20 protein-coding genes are annotated in these 20,573 nt (G+C 66.1%); 6 read left to right on the forward strand and 14 right to left on the reverse strand.

Annotation, left to right across the window (positions count from 1 at the left end):
- Positions 1-199: 199 nt before the first annotated feature.
- The 3 genes from rsmB to def all read right to left on the reverse strand — a co-directional run bounded on the left by rsmB (position 200) and on the right by def (position 3,294).
- Positions 200-1,651 carry a 16S rRNA (cytosine(967)-C(5))-methyltransferase RsmB gene (gene rsmB / locus BCL93_RS09805; RefSeq protein ID WP_112055099.1) on the reverse strand — a complete coding sequence of 484 codons (1,452 nt, stop codon included), beginning with the start codon at positions 1,649-1,651 and terminating at the stop codon, positions 200-202.
- Positions 1,648-2,637 carry a methionyl-tRNA formyltransferase gene (gene fmt / locus BCL93_RS09810; protein ID WP_112055100.1) on the reverse strand — a complete coding sequence of 330 codons (990 nt, stop codon included), beginning with the start codon at positions 2,635-2,637 and terminating at the stop codon, positions 1,648-1,650. Before fmt ends, rsmB begins: the two co-directional genes overlap by 4 nt.
- Before the next feature lie 144 nt (positions 2,638-2,781).
- Entirely contained in the window at positions 2,782-3,294 is a 513-nt protein-coding gene (gene def, locus BCL93_RS09815; RefSeq protein WP_112055101.1) for a peptide deformylase, read from the reverse strand.
- 436 nt (positions 3,295-3,730) lie between these two features.
- On the opposite strand from def, the gene BCL93_RS09820 reads away from it, so the two are divergent.
- The 5 genes from BCL93_RS09820 to aroE all read left to right on the forward strand — a co-directional run bounded on the left by BCL93_RS09820 (position 3,731) and on the right by aroE (position 8,580).
- Positions 3,731-4,825, forward strand: coding sequence for a LysM peptidoglycan-binding domain-containing protein (locus BCL93_RS09820; protein ID WP_112055190.1), 1,095 nt, complete (start codon positions 3,731-3,733; stop codon positions 4,823-4,825).
- A 74-nt stretch (positions 4,826-4,899) separates the two neighbouring features.
- Positions 4,900-6,039 (forward strand): DNA-processing protein DprA, encoded by a 1,140-nt coding sequence (dprA, locus tag BCL93_RS09825; protein ID WP_112055102.1) that lies wholly within the window; start codon positions 4,900-4,902, stop codon positions 6,037-6,039.
- A 107-nt stretch (positions 6,040-6,146) separates the two neighbouring features.
- On the forward strand, positions 6,147-6,716 hold the full coding sequence (locus tag BCL93_RS09830) for an L-threonylcarbamoyladenylate synthase (RefSeq protein ID WP_112055103.1): 570 nt from the start codon (positions 6,147-6,149) through the stop codon (positions 6,714-6,716).
- Positions 6,717-6,796: 80 nt separating this feature from the next.
- Positions 6,797-7,747, forward strand: coding sequence for an oxygen-dependent coproporphyrinogen oxidase (gene hemF, locus BCL93_RS09835; RefSeq protein WP_112055104.1), 951 nt, complete (start codon positions 6,797-6,799; stop codon positions 7,745-7,747).
- Positions 7,744-8,580 carry a shikimate dehydrogenase gene (gene aroE, locus BCL93_RS09840; protein WP_112055105.1) on the forward strand — a complete coding sequence of 279 codons (837 nt, stop codon included), beginning with the start codon at positions 7,744-7,746 and terminating at the stop codon, positions 8,578-8,580. The genes hemF and aroE overlap by 4 nt, the downstream gene beginning before the upstream one ends.
- A gap of 238 nt (positions 8,581-8,818) precedes the next feature.
- On the opposite strand, the gene BCL93_RS09845 is transcribed toward aroE, so the two are convergent.
- Together BCL93_RS09845 and BCL93_RS09850 are read right to left on the reverse strand one after the other, a co-directional pair.
- The gene (locus BCL93_RS09845; protein ID WP_309251224.1) at positions 8,819-9,091 is read right to left on the reverse strand and encodes a hypothetical protein; all 273 of its coding nucleotides are present in this window, start codon (positions 9,089-9,091) and stop codon (positions 8,819-8,821) included.
- Positions 9,092-9,892, reverse strand: coding sequence for a M48 family metallopeptidase (locus BCL93_RS09850; RefSeq protein ID WP_112055106.1), 801 nt, complete (start codon positions 9,890-9,892; stop codon positions 9,092-9,094).
- A gap of 121 nt (positions 9,893-10,013) precedes the next feature.
- On the opposite strand from BCL93_RS09850, the gene BCL93_RS09855 reads away from it, so the two are divergent.
- Positions 10,014-10,883 carry an ATP-binding protein gene (locus BCL93_RS09855; RefSeq protein WP_112055107.1) on the forward strand — a complete coding sequence of 290 codons (870 nt, stop codon included), beginning with the start codon at positions 10,014-10,016 and terminating at the stop codon, positions 10,881-10,883.
- A 166-nt stretch (positions 10,884-11,049) separates the two neighbouring features.
- On the opposite strand, the gene der is transcribed toward BCL93_RS09855, so the two are convergent.
- The 9 genes from der to ndk all read right to left on the reverse strand — a co-directional run bounded on the left by der (position 11,050) and on the right by ndk (position 20,373).
- Positions 11,050-12,453: a ribosome biogenesis GTPase Der gene (der, locus tag BCL93_RS09860; protein ID WP_112055108.1), complete on the reverse strand. Its 1,404-nt coding sequence runs from the start codon at positions 12,451-12,453 to the stop codon at positions 11,050-11,052.
- A complete protein-coding gene (gene bamB / locus BCL93_RS09865; RefSeq protein ID WP_112055109.1) occupies positions 12,450-13,601 on the reverse strand; it encodes an outer membrane protein assembly factor BamB in 1,152 nt (383 codons plus the stop codon). Before bamB ends, der begins: the two co-directional genes overlap by 4 nt.
- Positions 13,598-14,257, reverse strand: coding sequence for a YfgM family protein (locus BCL93_RS09870; protein WP_112055110.1), 660 nt, complete (start codon positions 14,255-14,257; stop codon positions 13,598-13,600). Before BCL93_RS09870 ends, bamB begins: the two co-directional genes overlap by 4 nt.
- A gap of 65 nt (positions 14,258-14,322) precedes the next feature.
- Entirely contained in the window at positions 14,323-15,639 is a 1,317-nt protein-coding gene (hisS, locus tag BCL93_RS09875) for a histidine--tRNA ligase (protein WP_112055111.1), read from the reverse strand.
- A 28-nt stretch (positions 15,640-15,667) separates the two neighbouring features.
- A complete protein-coding gene (ispG, locus tag BCL93_RS09880) occupies positions 15,668-16,783 on the reverse strand; it encodes a flavodoxin-dependent (E)-4-hydroxy-3-methylbut-2-enyl-diphosphate synthase (RefSeq protein WP_112055112.1) in 1,116 nt (371 codons plus the stop codon).
- A gap of 6 nt (positions 16,784-16,789) precedes the next feature.
- On the reverse strand, positions 16,790-17,824 hold the full coding sequence (locus BCL93_RS09885; protein WP_112055113.1) for a RodZ domain-containing protein: 1,035 nt from the start codon (positions 17,822-17,824) through the stop codon (positions 16,790-16,792).
- A 30-nt stretch (positions 17,825-17,854) separates the two neighbouring features.
- The gene (gene pilW, locus BCL93_RS09890; protein ID WP_112055114.1) at positions 17,855-18,619 is read right to left on the reverse strand and encodes a type IV pilus biogenesis/stability protein PilW; all 765 of its coding nucleotides are present in this window, start codon (positions 18,617-18,619) and stop codon (positions 17,855-17,857) included.
- 131 nt (positions 18,620-18,750) lie between these two features.
- On the reverse strand, positions 18,751-19,881 hold the full coding sequence (rlmN, locus tag BCL93_RS09895) for a 23S rRNA (adenine(2503)-C(2))-methyltransferase RlmN (RefSeq protein ID WP_112055192.1): 1,131 nt from the start codon (positions 19,879-19,881) through the stop codon (positions 18,751-18,753).
- Positions 19,882-19,944: 63 nt separating this feature from the next.
- Positions 19,945-20,373, reverse strand: a complete 429-nt coding sequence (ndk, locus tag BCL93_RS09900) for a nucleoside-diphosphate kinase (RefSeq protein ID WP_112055115.1) — start codon at positions 20,371-20,373, stop codon at positions 19,945-19,947.
- Positions 20,374-20,573: the final 200 nt, after the last annotated feature.

Below are 20,573 nucleotides of genomic sequence, written 5' to 3' on the forward strand. Positions count from 1 at the left end.
GGCTCTGTCGCCAGTATAGGCATCAAGCGAGGCTCGTCCGCAAGCCGCAGGGCTGGCCGTCACCCTGGCAGGCTTGGTCGCAGTCCTCGTCCCCTGCTTTGCCGGGTCCTGTTTCTGGCGGAGTCTATTCCTGACGTGCCTATTCCTGACGTGCCTATTCCTGACGTGCCTATTCCTGACGTGTCTATTCCTGACGTGCCTAGGCCTGACGGGTCAGCCGGGCATAGAAGAAGCCGTCGTGGCCGTGCTCGCGCGGCAACAGCTGGCGCCCGGCGCCCGCCGCACGTCCCCAGGGCAGGTCCGCTGGCGTGTCGACCACGGCATCCGGCGTGCGCTCAAGGAAGGCGGCGATCTGCTCGGCATTCTCCTCGGGCAGCACCGAACAAGTGGCGTACACCAGGGTGCCGCCGGGGGCCAGGGTCTGCCACAGATTGTCGAGCAGCCTCGCCTGCAGGGCCGCCAGCTGGCCGATATCCTCGGGCCGGCGCAGCCGCTTGATGTCGGGGTGACGGCGGATCACGCCGCTGCCGGAGCAGGGCGCATCGAGCAGAATGGCATCATAGGGGATGCCGTCCCACCAGTCCTGCTCGCTGGCATCGGCGGCGCTGACCTGTGCCGTGAGGCCTAGGCGCTCCAGGGTGGCATCGACCCGGTGCAGGCGCTCGGCGCTGCTGTCCAGGGCGCGAAGCGAGATATCGAAGGCTTCGAGCAGGTGAGCGGTCTTGCCGCCGGGCGCACAGCAGGCGTCCAGTACGCGGGCACCGGGACGCGGCGCCAGGGCCGGGCCGAGCAGCTCCACGGCGAGCTGGGCGGCCTCGTCCTGGACGCTCACCTCGCCCTCTGTGAAGCCTGGCAGGGCGCTGACGTCGCAGGGAGCGTCGAGGGTCAGGCCATCCGGGGCGTGCTGGCAGGGCCGCGCTTCGATATCGGTCTCGCGCAAGCGCTCCAGGTAGGTTTCCTGACTGGAACGGCGCCGGTTGACCCGCAGCGTCATCGGCCCCGGCTGGTTGTTGGCGATGGCGATCTCGCGCCAGTCGTCTGGCCATGCCTGACGCAACGCCTTGAGCCACCACACCGGATGCAGCAGGGCGACCGCCGGGTCACGATCAACCTTGGCCTGCATCTCGCTTGCCTCGCGCTGTAGCCGGCGCAGGCAGCCGTTGAGCACGCGGGTCGCCCAGGCCTTGTTGAGCAGGCGGGCGGCGCCGGCGGTCTCGCCTACTGCGGCGTGGGCCGGAATGCGCAGGTAGAGAAGCTGATAGATGCCCACCAGCAGCAGCGCCTGGATATCGGTGTCGCGAGCCTTGAAGGGACTCCTCAGCAACACGCCGGCCAGCGCTTCGAGGCGCGGCAGGGTCCGGCAGACGCCGTAGCAGATCTCGCGCAACAGCGCCCGGTCGCGGGGCGCCACGCGGCTGTCGTCGAGGCCGGAAAGTGACCCCTTGGCATTGAGGATCGGCACCAGCGCGCGGGCCGCTTCGGCACGCAGCCCCTGGCCGCCCTGGCCGTCGGTGGACGCCTGATGCTGGCTCTTGCCCTTGCCGGGTCGGCGCTTGGCATTGTTGGGCTTGCCACCGCTGGGCTTTGAATGGTCGGACTTGGAATGGTCGGACTTGGCGTCCTGACGGCGGTTATCCTTGGCCTGACTCATGAAGAGGTCTCCTGGTTGGTGTCGCCAAGGTGAATGCCCGGCGCGAAGCGCTCGCCGCGAGCATTGAGCAGATCACGGGCCGCCAGCGGCTTGCCGCCGGGTAACTGGGCGCGGGTGATCCGCAGCACCTCGTCGCCGCCCGCACCGCAGGCCACGCGCAGGGCATCGCCAGCGGCGGGTAGCAGCGTGCCGGGGGCGACGGTAGGGTCATTGGCTTCCGCGCGACCGGGTTCGGCCAGCCACAGCCGCAGCGGCTCGCCGGCGAGCCGTGTCCAGGCCACCGGCCAGGGGTTGAAGGCGCGCACCTTGGCGGCCAGGGCCTCGCTCGGGGCGGTGAAATCGAGCTCACCTTCGGCCTTGGAGAGCTTGGCGGCGTAGGTCACGCCGTCCTCGGGCTGCGGGGTGGCGGTCAGGCCGGGGCCGGCGAGGGCGTTTAGTGCCGCCACGATCGCCTCGCCGCCGAGTGCTGCCAGGCGGTCATGCAGATCGCCGCCGGTGGTGGTGACATCCAGCGGCGTGCGCCGTTCGAGCAGCATGGCGCCGGTATCCAGCCCGGCATCCATCTGCATGATGGTTACGCCGCTTTCCGTATCGCCGGCCTCGAGAGCGCGCTGGATCGGTGCGGCACCGCGCCAACGCGGCAGCAGCGAGGCATGCACGTTCAGGCAGCCCATCGGCGGTATGTCGAGCACCGCCTGGGGCAGCAGCAGCCCGTAGGCCACCACCACCATGATGTCGGCGTCGATGGCGGCGAGCTCGGCCTGGGCGTCGGCGTCCTTGAGCGAGACGGGCTGATGGACCGGCAGGCCGTGCTCCAGTGCCCGCGCCTTGACGGGGCTCGGGGTCAGCTTGCGGCCGCGCCCGGCGGGGCGGTCGGGCTGGGTATAGACGGCCACCACTTGATGGTCGCTGTCGAGCAGAGCATCGAGGCTGGCCGCGGCGAAGTCGGGGGTGCCGGCGAAGATCACGCGCAGGGGTCGGGTCATGAAAGGCCTTGCTGGGTCAAAACGATCAGGGTGGGCGACAGCATAGCGTAACGCCGCCGACAACGACGAAGGCCGGCCGCGTCAGCGTGACGGGGCCGGCCTTCGGCAGGCCAGAATCTGACCTGACTCTGGAAGGGCTGGCGCTCAGGCGGGCTGCATCTGACGATGGCGCTTCTGCATTTTCTTCATCACCCGGTCACGCTTGAGCGGTGACAGGTAATCGACGAACAGCCGTCCTTCCAGGTGGTCGTACTCGTGCTGAATGCAGTGGGCCAGCAGGCCGTCGGCTTCGAGCTCGTAGGCGCTGCCGTCACGATCCAGTGCCTTGAGGTGAACGCGCAGGGCACGCGGCACTTCGGCGTAGTACTCGGGGATCGACAGGCAACCTTCCTGCATCGGCTCGCGCTCATCGCCGATCGGCGTGTACTCGGGGTTGATCAGCACCAGGGGCTCGTTACGGTTCTCGCTGACGTCCATCACGATGACGCGACGATGCACATCGACCTGGCTTGCCGCCAGACCAATGCCTTGGGCGTCATACATGGTCTCCAGCATGTCGTCGACCAGCTGACGAACGTCGTCGTCGACGGTGTCGACCGCCACCGCATGAGTGCGCAGGCGCTCGTCCGGGAACTCGAGGATGGGTAACTTGGCCATGACGTTGAAATCACCGTAGGTAAAATTCTGAGATATTACTCGTATTGTAGTGGCCGGGCTCGGCGAACGGAACCGCTATCCATATTATGGTCACGATAGGACGCGACTATTCCATGCAGGATTCCAGGTGCGTATTCCATGTACGTATCCAAGGTACGATGACGAGCCTAAGTGGGGCGTCGAGTCTCGGTAAGATGACGAGGCCAGGTAAGGTGTCAGTCTAGGTAAGGTGTCAGTCTAAGGACGATGGCGAGACGGCGAAGCCGTTGTCCCTGCCCGGCGAGCGTGGCCGAGGCGCAGCGCCAAGGATACACTGATGGCGCCAACGACTTCTAACGTGATGCCCGGCCGCGCGCCGAGGATGAGGGAGCACGAAATGACGCAAACACGGCGGCGGTCCAGACGTATCCTGACGGAACTGGGCAATGCCATTGGTATGGGGCGAGGCCATGACCAACACCAGAAGCCGCATGCCGCCGTCAGGTGGTCAGGGGCCGTGGCGGTGCTGGTTATTGGCCTGCTCGCCGCGGGCCTGGTGCATGCTCAGGAAAGGATGCTGCGCGATGACGCGCCCCAGCGCTACACCGTGGTTCGCGGCGATACCCTCTGGGACATTTCCGGGCGCTTTCTGAATCATCCCTGGCAGTGGCCGCAGGTCTGGCAGGTCAATCCGCAGATCGACAACCCGCACCTGATCTATCCGGGTGACGTGATCGTCATTCGAGACTGTGATGGTCGACCCTGCCTGGGGCTCGAACGCGGCCAGAACGTGGTCAAGCTGTCGCCCGAAGTGAAGCGCATCCCTCGCCGTCAGGCCATCCCGCCGCTTCCTCTTGAGGTGGTCGAGAACTTCCTGACGAGGCATCGTATCGTCGATGCCTCGTTCAACCTGGCCGAGCAACCTTATGTGGTAGCCAGCGGCGACAAGCGGCTGATCAGCGGTGCCGGCGATAGCGTTTTTGTGCGCGGGGAGCTTAAGCGCGATGGCCGCTACGGCATCTACCGGCCCGGTGAGGTCTACCGCGACGGCCAGGGCGCGTTCCTCGGTCAGGAGCTGATCAGCATCGGCGAGGGCCGCCTGTCCAGTCGCGAGGGTGAACTCAGCAAGCTTGCGCTGCTCACTTCCCGCCAGGAGGTGCGCGACGGTGATCTGGTGATGCCGCTGGAGCAGCTCGAACTGACCGGCGAGTTTCAGCCTCGCCCGCCTGAACAAGCGGTCGAGGGTCGCATCCTCGCCGTGCCGGGCGGCGTTCGTTTCATCGGCCGGCTGCACGTCGTGGCGCTGGATGCCGGCACCCGCGACGGCGTCAAGCCAGGCCATGTGCTGGCCATCGAACAGCAGGGCGAGCTGGTCAGCGACCCCCGAACCGAAGAGCCGGTGCGCCTGCCGGGCGTCGATGCCGGTCTGGTGATGGTCTTTCGCAGCTACGACCGGGTCAGCTACGGCCTGGTCATGCAAGCCAACCGCACCCTTGAGGTCGGTGATCGCGTGCACACCCCCGATTCGATGGACCTGTATTCATTGAGGTGAGACAGACACTTTTAGAGTTAGCTGACATCATCTCAATCATTAGCGGACGCTATCTAAATAAAGAGGACGGCGTGATGACGGCCAAGGACTGGCTGGTACTATCGCTGCTGCCGGGGCTCGGGCCGCGGCGCATTCAGACCCTGCGCGAACGCGCGCCGGAATGTCTCGAGAGCTGGCCCGAGGGCTGGCTGGCGCTGCTGCCGCGACCCGCCGCCACGGCGCTCAGGCTGTGGCTCGACCATCCCGATCGCAGCCCCCTGGCGCCAGCCGTGGACGCCCTCGATGGCTGGCTTGCCGCCTCTGTTCATCACGCCCTTCTGCATCCTGGCCACTCGTGTTGGCCTGCACTGCTCGATGAACTGCCCGATCCACCCGCCGTGCTGTGGGCCTGCGGCGACCTCGCCGCCCTGACGCCACCAGCACTGGCCATTGTCGGTTCCCGACGGCCCACTCGCGATGGGCTTGAGAGCGCCGCCGCCTTTGGTCGCGACCTGGCGGGCCAGGGCTATGCCACCGTCAGCGGCATGGCACTGGGTATCGACGGTGCCGCCCAGCGTGCGGCCCTGGATGCCGGCGGCGCGAGCGTGGCGGTGTTGGGCTGCGGGGTCGATGTGGTCTATCCGCCGCGCCATGAGGCGCTGCATCGCCGCCTGCAGGGCGAGGGCGGGCTGCTGCTCTCGGAGCACCCGCCAGGCACTCGGGCTCGTCCGGCCTTCTTTCCCCGCCGCAACCGCATCGTCACCGGGCTGTCGCTCGGGGTGCTGGTGGTCGAGGCCGCCGAGAAGAGTGGCTCGCTGGTCAGCGCCCGGCTTGCCATGGAGCAGAACCGCGAGGTATTTGCCCTGCCGGGCTCGATCCACAATCCCCAGGCCAGGGGCTGTCTGGGGCTGATTCGCCAGGGGGCGACCCTGGTAACCGGCATCGAGGATATCCTCGAGGAGTTGCCGCCCTGGGCCGGGGCAGCGGCTATCGGTTCGATTGATGCGCCTGCCCGCACACGCCAGGTGACGCATGTCCCTGCGGCGAGCGATGCCGGCCCCCAAGATCCGCTGCTCGAGTTGCTGAGCGAGCGCCCCACGCCGCTGGATGTTCTGGTCGAGCTCACCGGTCAGGATGTCGGACACTGTCAGCGGCGGCTGCTCGAGCTTGAAATCGAGGGGCTGGCCACCCAGGCGGTAGGCGGCTGGGTCCGCCTGTCCGGGCGTCTTCTGTAACAGCTCAGCGGCCCCTCGGGCGGGGCGCACATGATAGACTTTGCGTCAGTTGCTCCCGATGCCCAGATGTTTTCGACGCCCAGTTCTTTCGATACATAGGATCGCCGATGACCGACACTCCCGCCCTCGACGCCGCGCTTAAGGCCGCAGTGGATGCCCTAGACGCCGGTGGCGTGATTGCCTACCCGACCGAAGCGGTCTGGGGCCTTGGCTGTGACCCCGACAATGAGCGGGCGTTGACGGCGCTGCTGCGCCTCAAGGAGCGCGATCCTGCCAAGGGGCTGATCCTGATCGCGGGCCACATCGCGCAGCTTGCACCCTGGCTCGACGGGCTGCCCGCCGAGCAGCATGCGCCGCTGGTGGCGAGCTGGCCCGGCCCCAACACCTGGCTGGTGCCGGACAATGGCCGCTCGCATCCCCTGCTGCGCGGCGCCCACCAGAGCGTGGCGCTGAGGGTCAGCGATCATCCGCTGGTGGCCAGGCTCTGCGAGGCCTATGGCGGCCCGATCGTGTCGACCTCTGCCAACCGGACCGGCGAGCCGCCGGCGCTGACGGCCTCGGCCGTGCGCGATTCCCTCGGTAACGGCGTTGCGGCGGTGCTCGATGGGCCGCTAGGCGATCATCCCAAGCCGAGCACCATCCGTGACCTGGTCAGCGGCCGCGTGCTGCGAGACTGAAAACCGGGCGGCGACGCTTGAGGTTTGATCGCCGCCTCGGTGACCCCTATTCCCACTTTGAAGCTGTGACTGGAGGCCATGTGGCACACGCCCATCTCGATGCCGTCAAGACCTACCTGCTCGACCTGCAGGACCGCCTGTGCGCGGCACTGGCCGCCGAGGACGGCGGCGCCGATTTTCGTGAAGACGCCTGGGACCGCCCCTCCGGTGGCGGTGGACGTTCGCGGGTAATCGAGAACGGCGCCGTCTTCGAGAAGGGCGGCGTCAACTTCTCCCATGTATATGGCGCCGAACTGCCTGCCTCGGCCAGCGCGGCGCGCCCCGAGCTCGCCGGTCGCAGCTTCCACGCGGTCGGCGTGTCGTGGGTGCTGCACCCGACCAACCCTCATGTGCCGACTAGTCACGGTAACGTGCGCTTCTTCATCGCCGAGAAAGAAGGCGAGGCCCCGGTCTGGTGGTTCGGCGGCGGCTACGACCTGACGCCCTTCTATCCGGTGTTCGAGGATGTGGTGCACTGGCATCGGGTGGCCAGGGACGCCTGCGCGCCCTTCGGTGAGGGCGTATATACCCGCTACAAGACCTGGTGCGATGAGTATTTCTACTTGAAGCACCGCGATGAGACCCGCGGAGTGGGCGGGCTCTTCTTCGATGATCTCAACGAGGGGGGCTTCGATGATTGCTTCGCCTTCCAGCGAGCGGTGGGCGACAGCTTTCTCGACGCCTACCTGCCGATCGTCAAGCGCCGTCGCGACGACGACTATGGCGAGCGGGAGCGCAACTTCCAGCTCTACCGGCGCGGGCGCTACGTGGAGTTCAATCTGGTCTGGGACCGCGGCACCCTGTTCGGTCTGCAAAGCGGCGGTCGCACCGAATCGATCCTGATGTCGATGCCGCCGGCGGCCCACTGGCACTATGGCTGGACGCCTGAATCGGGCAGCCCTGAAGAAGTGCTCTACCAGGATTACCTGCGGCCCCGGGACTGGCTTGCCGAAGCTGAGGAAGCCGCGAGCGCCGAGGAGGGCGAGGCATGAGCGATCGCTACTGCGTGTTCGGCCACCCAATCGGCCATTCCAAGTCGCCGCAGATCCACTCGGCTTTCGCCGCCCAGAGCAGCGATACCATGACGTACACCGCCATCGAAGCGCCCCGGGACGACTTCGCCGGCGCCTGGCGCGACTTCGTGGCGGCGGGCGGTCGTGGTGCCAACGTCACCGTACCCTTCAAGGAAGAGGCCTTTCGCCTCTGCGAGGTACTGAGCCCCCGTGCCCGACGAGCCGGGGCAGTGAACACCCTGGTACTCGGCAAGGATGGGCGCACCTTTGGCGACACTACCGACGGGATTGGCCTGGTGCGGGACCTTCAGCACCACGGCGTCACGCTTGCCGGCGCCCGGGTGCTGGTGCTGGGCGCCGGCGGCGCGGTGCGAGGGGTGATCGAGCCGCTGCTGGCTGAAGGGCCCGCCGAGGTGATGATCGCCAACCGCACCGCCGAGAAGGCGAGTGGCCTGGCCACGGACTTTGCCGCGCTGAATGACGGCCAGACCCGCCTGCATGGCGGTGGCTTCGACGCCGTGACGGGGCCCTTCGATGTGGTGATCAATGGCACCAGCGCGAGCCTTGGCGGCGACCTGCCGCCGCTACCTGACGATCTGTTCGCCCCCGGCGCCACCGCCTACGACATGATGTACGGCGCCAAGCCCACGGTCTTCCTGGCCTGGGCATCCGAGCGCGGCGCCCGCGGCGTGGATGGCCTGGGAATGCTCGTCGAGCAGGCCGCCGAGTCTTTCTATCAGTGGCGTAACCGCCGTCCCGATACGGCGCCGGTGCGCGAGATGCTGCGCCAGGCACTTACCGCCAACGGCTAGGGCTTTTCTTCAACCCCTCTCTTCAGCTCCTCTTTTCAAACCCAAGCCTCGGGGCTAAGCATCAGACCCTAGCGTTGGCCCCAGCACATCAAGCAAAAGTCCACCAAGCAAAAGCCCGCCGGTCATCAGACCGGCGGGCTTTTGCTTGGGCAGGCGAAAGGCCGCTTAGGCAGGGCGAATTAAATAGGGCCACTCAGAGAGCGCAACGCTCGCCTCAGCGGTGCTTGAAGTAGCGCCTTCAGCGTTTCTTGATATACAGCCCCGCCATGGTCATGCCCAGTCCCAGCACCGACAGCGCGAGGCCGCCATTCACCAGCCAGGGCGCACGGACGAGCCAGGGTACGAAGGGCTGAGGCGTGTCGCGACAGACCCCGTCAAGATAGTCCCAATGGCCGCCGTCGAGCATACAGCCGCGCACGTCGCCGAGTTCCAGAAAGTAGATCCCAAGCAGCACTACGATCGGCAGAATCAGCAGGGCCATGCCTGCGCGAATCAGGTGCCGGCGGGTCATCTAGGAACGGCTACAGTTGGGCGTCTTGCCTGACTGGCGCGCCTGCTGGTAGCGAGGCAGGGCCTCGTTCATGCTGGCCTCGAGGCCGCTGATACGCTGATTGTTGCTGGGGTGCGTGGACATCCACACCGGTGGCTGGCCGCCGCCCGCCTGGCTCATCTTCTCCCACAGGGTCACGCTGGCGCGGGGGTCGAAGCCGGCATCGGCCATCAGCTGAATGCCCAGCGTATCCGCCTCGCTTTCGTGGCTGCGAGAGAAGGGCAGCATGATGCCGTATTGAGCCCCAGCGCCGAGAGCGCCCATTATGGCGTCGCCCTGGGGCCCTTGGATGCCGGCGGCGCTCTGGATCACCGACAGGCCGAGCTGGGTGGCCTGCTGGGTCGACACGCGTTCGTTGGCATGGCGTGCCAGGACGTGGGAGACCTCGTGGCCGATCACCGCGGCCAGCTGGTCCTGGTTGCTGGCGATCTCGAGCAGGCCGGTGTTGACGCCGATATAGCCGCCGGGCAAGGCGAAGGCGTTGGCCGAGGGATCATCGAAGACCTTGACCTGCCAGCTGGGCGCCAGGTTCGAAGACGGCAGTTCGGCGACGATGGCATTCGACACGCACTGCACATAGTTCAGGGTGGCGCCGCCCACCGTCGGCAGCTCCTGCTGGTACTGCTCGAAGGTTTGCGCGCCCATCTGGTTGAGCTGCTGGTCGGACACCAGCGTCAGCTGTTGCCGCCCGGTGGGTGAACTCGAGCAGGCCGCCAGGGCCAGACTCAGGGCGCCCACGGCCATTCCTTGTATCCAACGCATTGTCACATCCTCCTTGGGCCGGCAGCGAAAGGTTCGCTGGACGGCATATCACAGTTTGCCACAAGATACTCTGATCGCCAGTGCGGTAAAACCGCGACGTCTGCAACCAAGGAGATACTGCATGGATGACGCCCTGGCCCGGCGCCTGCTGGAAATGATGGAACGGGTGGAGCCATGGCTGCCGCCTGTCTCGGTCGAGATCGACTGGCAACATGACATCGCCGCCCTATGGCAGCGTCATGCCCTGGGTGGGCAGTTGATGCCGGTTCCGCCCCGAGACGCGCTTGGCCTGGATGACCTGCTGGGCATCGAGCGACAGAAGCGCGCGCTGATCGACAATACCCGCGCCTTCCTGCGCGGCTACCCCGCCAACCATGCCCTGCTGTGGGGCGCCCGAGGCAGTGGCAAGTCATCGCTGGTTCGGGCCCTGCTCAATGGCCTGGCCCCTGAAGGGCTACGCCTGGTGCAGGTGGACCGGCACGATCTGGCGGGTCTGCCGAGCCTGGTGGCTCTGCTGCGCAACGAGCCGCATCGTTTCGTGGTGTATTGCGACGATCTGTCTTTCGAGGGCCACGACGATGCCTACAAGGCCCTGAAGAGCGTGCTCGACGGCGCTATCACCGGCCCACCCGAGAATGTGCTGCTCTACGCCACCTCTAACCGTCGCCATCTGCTGCCGGAATCCATGAGCGACAATCAGGCAACCCGCGTGGTGGACGATGAGCTGCATCATGGCGATGCCGTCGAGGAGAAAATCTCGCTGTCGGACCGTTTCGGCCTCTGGCTGGCCTTCCATCCCTTCAGCCAGGACGCCTACCTGGAGACCTGCCAGCACTGGGTCGCCCATCTCGGCGCCGCCGAGGACTGGTCGCCCGATGCCCGCGCCGAGGCCGTGCGCTTCGCCACCCTGCGCGGCGGACGCAGCGGGCGCATCGCCTGGCAGTTCGCCTGCCAGTGGATCGGTAGCCGGCGTCTGCAGGCAGAAGCCTGAACCTGGCTGAAAGCCCTGGGTCGAGTGCTGCTGCACAACCGGTCTTTACAAGCCCTATTCACAAGCGCTATTCACACGTCGTCTTTAAAAACACAGCCCCCGCCGGAGCGAGTCCGACGGGGGCTTGTGATGCGCCAGGTGCTTCTGAAGGCTCTCGTGAGCCAGCCTAGCGGCGGTTCTTGCGGGCTTCCTTGGTCCGGCCCAGCTCGCGCTTCTTGGCCTTCTCGCGGTCGCCGGCGCCGGCCATGCTGTCATACGGGTTCTTGCCGGAGCGGAACTCGAAGCGGATCGGCGTGCCGCGCACCTTGAGTACCTTGCGGAAGGTGTTGGTCAGGAAGCGTTTGTAGGCTTCCGGCAGCGCTTCGGTCTGGTTGCCGTGCACGACGATGATCGGCGGGTTGCTGCCGCCCTGGTGCGCCATGCGCAGCTTGATGCGGCGGCCATGGACCAGCGGCGGCTGATGCTCGGTGACCGCATCCTGCAGGATGTTGGTCAGGCGGTTGGTCGACCAGTGGCTGTTGGCAGAGGCAAAGGCGCGGTCGATGGACGGATAGAGATCGCCCACCGCGGTGCCGTGCAGCGCCGAAATGAAGTGCATCTCGGCGTAGTCGGCGAAGCCCAGGCGGCGCTTGATGGCGGCGCGCATCTTGTCCTTGGCTTCGGCCTCCAGGCCGTCCCACTTGTTGACTGCCAGCACCAGGGCACGCCCAGAACTCAGCACATAGTCGAGCAGGTGCAGGTCCTGCTCGACCAGGCCTGAGCGCGCGTCCAGCACCATGATCGCGACATGGCACTCCTTGATGGCGTCCAGCGTCTTGATGATCGAGAACTTCTCGGCGATTTCCGTGACGTTCTTGCGCCGACGAACCCCGGCAGTGTCGACCAGCACATAGGGCTTGCCGCGGCGCTCGAAGGGGATCTCAATGGCGTCGCGGGTGGTGCCCGCCTCGTCGAAGACCACCACCCGGTCTTCGCCGAGCAGGCGATTGACCAGGGTCGACTTGCCGACGTTGGGCCGGCCGATCACGCCGATGCGAATCCCGTTGCTCAGGTCCGGCGGCGCGGCGTTGGCTTCACGCTCGGGGAAGGGCTCGAGCACTTCCTCGATCAGCGAGGTGACGTTGCGGCCGTGGGCCGCGGCGATCGGGCGCGGGTCGCCGATGCCCAGTCCCCAGAAGTCACCGGACGCGGTGTCTTCGTCCAGGCCGTCGGTCTTGTTGACGACTAGCCAGGTCTTCTTCTGGTTGACGCGCAGGTGGTTGGCGATGGCCTCGTCGGCGACGTTCAGGCCGGCGCGACCGTCGACCATGAACAGCACGATGTCGGCCTCGTCGATGGCCAGTAGCGACTGTTCGGCCATGGCGGCGTCGATGCCTTGCTCGTCGCCACTGATGCCGCCGGTATCGATCACCGTGTAGGTCTTGTCGCCGAGTGCCCCGTTGCCGTACTTGCGGTCACGGGTGAGGCCCGGGAAGTCGGCCACCAGGGCGTCCCGCGAACGGGTCAGGCGGTTGAAGAGCGTGGACTTGCCGACATTGGGTCGGCCGACCAGGGCGATGACAGGATTCATGGTAGTTCGCGGATCTCCAGCGCCTCTAGGCGCCCGTCGTTGGCCAGCGCATGAATGCGCCGACCGTCAGTGAGGGGGCGCAGGCTGATGCCCGAGCTATCGATGTGCTCGCGACCGGCCAGGCGGCCGTCGGTGGCATCGAGCAGGTGCAAATAGCCTTCGAAATCGCCGAGCACCAGCTTGCCGTCGGCAAAGGCCGGGGCAGTCAGCTGGCGACCTTCGAGGGCGTTGCTGCGCCATTTGATTTGGCCGGACAGGGCGTCCAGCGCCAGCACATGGCTGGCGTCGTCGATGACGTAGAGGGTCTCGCCGACCAGCAGCGGTGACAGGTAGCTCGAGATGTCGCGCTCCCACAGGGTCTCGCCGCTCTGGGCTTCCATGGCCACCAGGCGGCCGTGGTAGCTGGTCAGGTAGAGGCGGCCATCGCGGGTCAGCAGCGGCTCGCCGTCGAGGTCGATCAGGCGATCCACTTCGCTGCGGCCCTTGGGCACGGCGATGCGCTGCTCCCAGAGGGCCTGGCCGCTGCGGTTGTCGATGGTGGCGATGCGGCCGTTGGCGAAGCCGGCGAAGGTCACCGGCTCGATGACCCTCGGCGTGCCGGTGCCGCGCAGGGTCAAGGCGGGGTCACTGGTGGTATAGACCCACTGCTCGGCGCCGCTGTCGCGCTCAAGCGCAGTGACGCTGCCATCGACGCTCTGTACAACGAGCAGCCGCTGGTTGGGCTGGGGGGCGGCCAGCACTTCGCTGGGCACGCGAGAGCGCCACAGCACCTTGCCGTCGGCCTGGTCGATGGCCAGCACTTCGCCGTTGCGGGTGCCCAGATAGAGCCGCTCGGCCACGGCGGTCAGGCCGCTGGAGACGGGATTGTCGAGCTCGACCGTCCAGCGCCGTTCGCCGTTCTCGGCGTCGATCGCCATCAGTTCGCCTTCGGCATCGGCGGCGAACAGGGTGTCGCCGTCCAGGGACGGGCTGATTGGATAGCGCGCCTCGCCAAGGCCGTCGCCGACCTGCACGGACCAGAGGCCGTCCAGCGTCACACTCTCGGTGAAGCTGGTGAGTTCCTTGGGCGGCGTCTCGGGTTCGACCTGACCGGCACAGCCGGCGAGTAGGCTAAGTGATGCCAACGCGATCACCAGAGTCGATTTCATAGCGTGGCTTCCTCTGCACCGAGGTTGTCGAGCTTGAGCTGTGTGCCGAACAGCGGCTGACCGCTGGCTTCGGCGGTGGCCAGGGCTTCGCGATAGGCCTCGCGGGCATTTTCCCGGTTGCCGAGCGACAGCTGGGCGTCGCCACGCAGTTCCATGCGCTGGGCGCCGAGGGCTTCACTAGTGATGGCGTCCAGGGTGGCAAGCGCGGTGTCGGCCTCGTCGTCGGCCAGTTGCAGACGGGCCAGGCGCAGCCGCGCCAGGTCCTTGAGATAGCCGCGATCGGTCGACTCGATCAGCCTGGACAGGGCATCACGGGCGCCGGTCAGATCACCGTCGGCCACCGCCAGACGTGCCTCGATCAGTGTGGCCAGGTCGGCGTAGAGGCTGCCGCCGTGTTCGTCGTTGAGCGCGGTCACCTGCTCGCGGGCCTGGGTCAGGGCAGCGTCTTCAAGCGTTGGCTGGCTGGCCAGAGTCAGCAGCTGCTGGTAGCGCATGGAGGCGGCCTCGGCCTGATTGGCCTGATAGCCCTCCCAGGCCTTCCAGCCGAAGATCCCGGCGGCGGCGATCACCACGCCGGCGATCAGCGAGGTGCCGTTTTCTTTCCACCAGCGCTTGATGGCCTCTAGCTGTTCTTCTTCGGTGTTCAGCTCCGCCACGGGCGGTCTCCTTGCGTCAGTGACCCCCGCAACGGCAGCCGGTGCGGGGGTGGGCATCATGGATGTTAGGCGTGGCCCAGCGGCCGGTCGACCAGTGCCGGCAGGACCTCGGCGAGGGTCTCGCGGGACAGGCGCTGCTGCTCCCGGTCCTCGCGCATGAATTTGACGGTCACGGCATTTTCGGCGAGTTCATCCTCGCCGATCAACAGCGCGAGTCGGGCGCCGCTCTTGTCGGCCTTCTTGATCTGGCTCTTGAAGCTGCCGCCGCCGCAGTGCACCTGGGCACGCAGTTCGGGCAGTGCGCCGCGCAGCGTCTCGCCCAGCAGCAGGGCGCTGCGGGTGGCCGCTGCGTCCATGCCGAGCAGGTAGACATCCAGCGGCGGGCGGGCCTCATCGGGCACCAGTTCGAGGGTCTCGAGCAGCAGGATCAGCCGCTCGACGCCCATGGCAAAGCCGACCGCCGGGGTCGGCTTGCCGCCCAGCTGTTCGACCAGGCCATCGTAGCGGCCGCCGGCACAGACGGTGCCCTGGCTGCCAAGCGCGGTGGTGGTCCACTCGAAGACGGTACGCGAATAGTAGTCGAGGCCGCGCACCAGGCGCGGGTTGATCACATAATCGATGCCGGCGGCATCGAGGATCGCGGTCAGCTCTTCGAAGTGCGTGCGGGATTCCTCGTCGAGGTGATCCATCAGCTTGGGCGCGCCTTCGATGACATCAACCATCGCCGGGTTCTTGGAATCCAGGATGCGCATCGGGTTGCTTGAGAGGCGACGTTGGGAGTCCTCGTCGAGGACCTCCAGGTGCTTCTCGAAGTAGGCCACCAGCAGGTCGCGGTAGGCGGCGCGGGCATCAATGGAGCCCAGCGAGTTCAGTTCCAGGGTGACGTGCTTGTCGAGGCCGAGCTGCTTCCACAACCGCGCCGACAGCAGGATGACCTCGGCGTCGATGTCCGGGCCTTCTAGGCCATAGGTCTCGATGCCGACCTGGTGGAACTGCCGATAGCGGCCCTTCTGGGGACGCTCGTGGCGGAACATCGGGCCCTGGTACCACAGTCGCTGCGTCTGGTTGTGCAAAAGGCCCTGTTCCATGGCCGCGCGCACGCAGCTCGCCGTGCCCTCGGGACGCAGGGTCAGGCTGTCGCCGTTACGGTCCTCGAAGGTGTACATCTCCTTCTCGACGATGTCGGTGACTTCACCGATCGAGCGCTTAAACAGCGCGGTCTGCTCGACCACCGGAGTGCGGATCTCGTCATAGCCGTAGCGGCCCATCAGGGCGCGGACCTGGCCCTCGAAGTACTGCCACAGGGGCGACTGGTCCGGCAGCAGGTCGTTCATGCCGCGGATGGCCTGGATTTTTTTCTTGCTTACTTCGGGCTTGCTCACTGCTTGCTCCTTGAGGGGGGCGTCGGGCTCAGGCGTCCCGGGCGATGACGTCCTGCTCGGCCTGTTCCTTGAGGCGGACCCGTTCGCGGATCAGCGCTTCAAGGTCGTCGACCAGATGGTCGTTGCGCAGCTTGCTGGCCGGCTTGCCGTCGAGGTAGACGAGGTTGGCCGGGGAGCCGCCGGTCAGGCCGACATCGGTTTCCTTGGCTTCCCCGGGACCGTTGACCACGCAGCCGATCACCGAGACATCCAGCGGCGTCATGACGTCCTCGAGGCGCTCCTCGAGGGCATTCATGGTGCCGATGACGTCGAAGTTCTGACGTGAGCAGCTGGGGCAGGCGATGAAGTTGATGCCCTTGGCGCGGAGCTTGAGGCTCTTGAGCATGTCGAAGCCGACCTTGATCTCCTCGACCGGATCGGCGGCCAGCGACACCCGGATGGTGTCGCCGATGCCGTCCATCAACAGCATGCCGAGACCGATCGACGACTTCACCGTACCCGAGCGCAGACCGCCGGCCTCGGTGATACCCAGGTGCAGCGGCTGCTCGATGCGCGTGGCGAGGTCGCGGTAGGCGGCCACCGCCATGAACACATCCGAGGCCTTGACGCTGACCTTGTATTCCTGGAAATCGAGGCGGTCGAGGTGATCGATGTGGCGCATCGCCGATTCGACCAGGGCCGCCGGCGTGGGTTCGCCGTATTTCTTCTGCAGGTCCTTCTCCAGCGAGCCTGCGTTGACGCCGATGCGGATCGGGATGCCGTTGTCGCGGGCGGCGCTGACCACCGCCTGGACGCGGTCCTCTCGGCCGATGTTGCCGGGGTTGATGCGCAGGCAGTCGACGCCGAGCTCGGCGACGCGCAGGGCGATCCGGTAGTCGAAGTGGATATCCGCGACCAGCGGGACGTTTACCTCGCGCTTGATGCGGCCGAAGGCCTCGGCGGCATCCATGTCCGGCACGCTGACGCGCACGATGTCGGCGCCGGCGGCCTCGAGCTGTCGGATCTGACCGACGGTGGCGGCCACGTCCAGGGTGTCGGTGTTGGTCATGCTCTGCACCGAGATCGGCGCATCGCCGCCCACGGGCACGTTGCCGACATGAATCTGGCGTGAGCGGCGTCTAACGATGGGAGACTGCGCGTGCATGCGGAATCATTCTCCTAGGCTGAAGCGGGCGACGTTGTTGTTGCCGGCGTACTCGCCAAGGTCGACGGCCTCGCCCTGGTAACGCAGCTCTACACCGCTGGCGTTGCCGATGGTCAGGCGGAAGGGCGGCACGCCTTCGGCACGGGCGCTGCTGCCGGCCGACTGCAGGCCAACGAAGATGCGGTCGTCGTTGGCATCGAAGATCTCGGTCCAGGATTGCTCGTTGAAGCTCAGCTCCAGCACGTCGGGGCCCGCGGCATCAGAGGTGTTACTCGCTTCTGTCGAGTCAGACCCGGTGGCGACGTTTTCGGACGTGCTCGAGGCGGACTCGGCTTGCTGGGCGTTGGCAGCAGTCGCCTGGGCGCCAGTATCGGTGCCCGACGATTGGCCGGCACCTGTGGCGCTCGCACCATCGGTCAGGCCCATGTCGCTGTCCTCGGCGGGCAGCGGTGGCATTTCCTCGTCGATGGCAGTTTCGACGGCGGTGTCGCCATTGGCCGAGTTCGCGGCGGTCGCATCCGCGCTGTTTGCGTCGACGCCAGCTGGTTCCTCGGTCACGGGAGTGCCGTCCAAGGTATCCACGGCCACCGGCTCGTTGTCGCCAAGCCCCGGCAGACCGCTGCTTTCGCGGCTCTGCCACCACAGTAGTGTCAGGCCGGCGAGGCCGAGAATCACGACCAGGGTGACCAGCTTGACCAGCCAGGCGCCAATCCGCGAGGGCGGCTTGGCGACCTTGACTGGCGTCACACGGCGCTCGGTTTCAGTAGGGCCGTTGACGTCACGATAGGCATCCAGCACACCCTTCTCATCGATGCCCAGCAGGCGGGCATAGGCGCGCAGATAGCCGCGGCGATAGGCAGCCACTGGCACCTGCGCGTAGTCGTCTTTTTCCAGGCCGTAGACCACGGCGGGACGCAAGTTCAGGGATGTGGCGACCTCTTCCACGGAAAGCCCCTGGTTTTCGCGTTCGCTGCGTAGCATGTCACCGGGGGATGCCTGGCGGGCCATATCGACGGTGTCGTTGTCGTGCATGTCGCTCATGACTGAGCATCCTTGATCAAAAATCGGTTGTCAGGGCGTGCCACGGGACCCATCCGGTGAACCTGAGGACGCGAGCTGGCGGGCATAAAAGTCGGCCTGCTCGGTGTCGCCCCTGGCGAGAGCGATGTCGCGCGCCAGCGCCAGGTTCTCCGGGGTGATGCCTGCCAGGCGCATGTGCGCCTGGATATTGTCCCAGGCACGGGCTTGATGCCCCTGCGCGTAGTCAAGCTGTGCCAGCAGTAGATAACTTCGGGTCATGCGCGGGTCGATGACCTTGGCACGCTCCAAGGCCTCCCGTGCCTGTACCGGATTCCCAAGTTCGCGCTGGCACTGGCCCAGATTGGCAAAAAGCTGGGCGCGATTGGCGTATTGTGTGTCTTCGCTGGCAAGGGCCAGCTGATCGCAGGCTTCGCGGGTTCGTCCCTGAGCATACAGGAAGGCGGCGAAGTTGTTGCGTGCCCGGGTCAAATCGGGAGCGGCGTCCAGCGCGCGCCGAAAGTATTCACTAGCCAGGGTAGCCTCGCCCTGGCGCTGGAAAATCATCGCCATGGCCTGCAGCGCTTCAGGGTCGTTGGGATCGGCCTTGAGTGCATTGTTGAGAGCACGGGTGGCGCGCGGCAGGTTGTTGCGCTCGAGATAAGCCGTGCCGAGGCGGGTGTAGGCCTCGGCAGAGTCTTCCTGATCACGCTGCTGCGACGCAGGAGCGGCGCAGCCGCCGAGCCACACCATGCAGAGCAGGGTGGTGATCAGGGCGCCTCGTCCGGCAAAAGCCGGTCGACGATGACGACGGGTCATGGACATCTCTTGCGGCATGATGGAAGCGTTCCGGGTAACAGTCGGTCACGGCATATGAGGTGTTGCCGTGACCGATAAGGCTTGCCCATCAAAGCGTTCTGCCTGGTTGAAGTCAAGCGCACCCCGGGCCGTCAGTCGGCGTCGAGCTGGATCGACTGGATATAGCGTTCGTGGCGCTTGGTGCGGTCCTTGACCCGACCGACCAGCTGGCCGCAGGCCGCATCGATGTCATCGCCACGGGTGCTGCGCACCGGGGCGGTGTACCCCAGCTCGTAGAGCCACTGCTGGAAGCGCATCGTCTGGTTACGCGACGGCTTCTCGTAGCCCGAGTGCGGGAAGGGGTTGAACGGAATCAGGTTGATCTTGCACGGCAACTCCTCGAGAAGGGCGGCGAGCTGCTCGGCATGCTCCTGCTGGTCGTTGACGTCCTTGATCAGCGTATATTCGATGGTAATGATGCGGGTGTCGTCGCACTTGGCCAGGTAACGCTTGCAGGCATCGATCAGAGAGCGAATGTTGTACTTGCGGTTGAGCGGTACCAGTTCGCTGCGCAACTCGTCGGTGGCGGCGTGCAGCGAGATGGCCAGGCTCACGTCGATATCGTCGCCAAGCTGGTCGATTTTCGGCACCACGCCGGAGGTCGACAGGGTGACGCGACGCTTGGAGAGGCCGTAGCCGTTGTCGTCGAGCATCAGCTTCATGGCCGGCACGACGGCATCATAGTTCATCAGCGGCTCGCCCATGCCCATCATCACCACGTTGGTGACCGGGCGGTTGGCGGTGTCGCGGCGCGGCCCTACGCTGCGCTGGGCGACCCACACCTGGCCGATGATCTCGGCGGCGGTGAGGTTGCGCTGGAAGCCCTGCTTGCCGGTGGAGCAGAAGCTGCAATCCAGCGAGCAGCCGACTTGCGAGGACACGCACAGGGTCCGGCGCTTGCCGTTCTCGGCCGGGATCAGCACGGTTTCCACGTAGCTGCCATCCTCGACCTCGAGTACCCACTTGCGGGTCCCGTCGCTGGAGGTGCCTTCATAGACCACGCCGGGGCCGCGGATCTCGGCCACCTCGGCCAGGCGTTCGCGCAGGGCCTTGGAGAGATTGGTCATGGCGGCAAAGTCGTCACAGCCTTCCTGATGAATCCACTTCATCAGCTGGGCAGCGCGGAACTTCTTCTCGCCGATGGACAGGAAGAAGGATTCCATCTGCTCTCGGGACATGCCGAGCAGATTGGTGCGGGACGGGGTGTCGGTCGTGGCAGTCATGGTCGGCATCGCGGGGTCGGTGGGCGGTACGCGGGAGGCCGGGCCTCCCGCGTGGAGACGCTATCAGCCGCGCGGGCAGATCTCGTCGGCGCCGAAGAAGTAGGCCACTTCACGCTCGGCAGACTCAACGGAGTCGGAGCCGTGGGCGGCGTTGGCATCGATAGATTCAGCGAAGTCAGCGCGGATGGTACCGGCTTCGGCTTCTTTCGGGTTGGTGGCACCCATCAGGTCACGGTTGACGGCGATAGCGTTCTCGCCTTCCAGCACCTGAACCATCACCGGACCGGAGGTCATGAAGCCGGTCAGTGCGCCGAAGAAGGGGCGTTCCTTGTGCTCGGCGTAGAAGCCTTCGGCCTTTTCCTGGGAGAGGTGGATCATCTTGGCCGCGACGATCTTGAGGCCGGCCTTTTCGAAGCGAGTGTAGATCTCGCCGATCACGTTCTTGGAAACGGCATCGGGCTTGATGATGGACAGCGTGCGTTCGGTAGCCATGGGACAGGTCTCCGTAGGGGGTTGGAAGCGTCAGGAACTTCATAGGACGGCGCGCCGCCCGAAGCGAGACACAAGAGGTGCATGCCACGGGCGGCGCGTCGAAAATCGTGGATCCGCCGCGCTCGGCGGCTGATGAGGCGCGGATTATAACGCCGGAAGTCCGCGGGGGACAATCTTTGACCAACACACCAGGCCGACCA

Source organism: Onishia taeanensis, from assembly GCF_003268885.1.
Taxonomy (GTDB): domain Bacteria; phylum Pseudomonadota; class Gammaproteobacteria; order Pseudomonadales; family Halomonadaceae; genus Onishia; species Onishia taeanensis_A.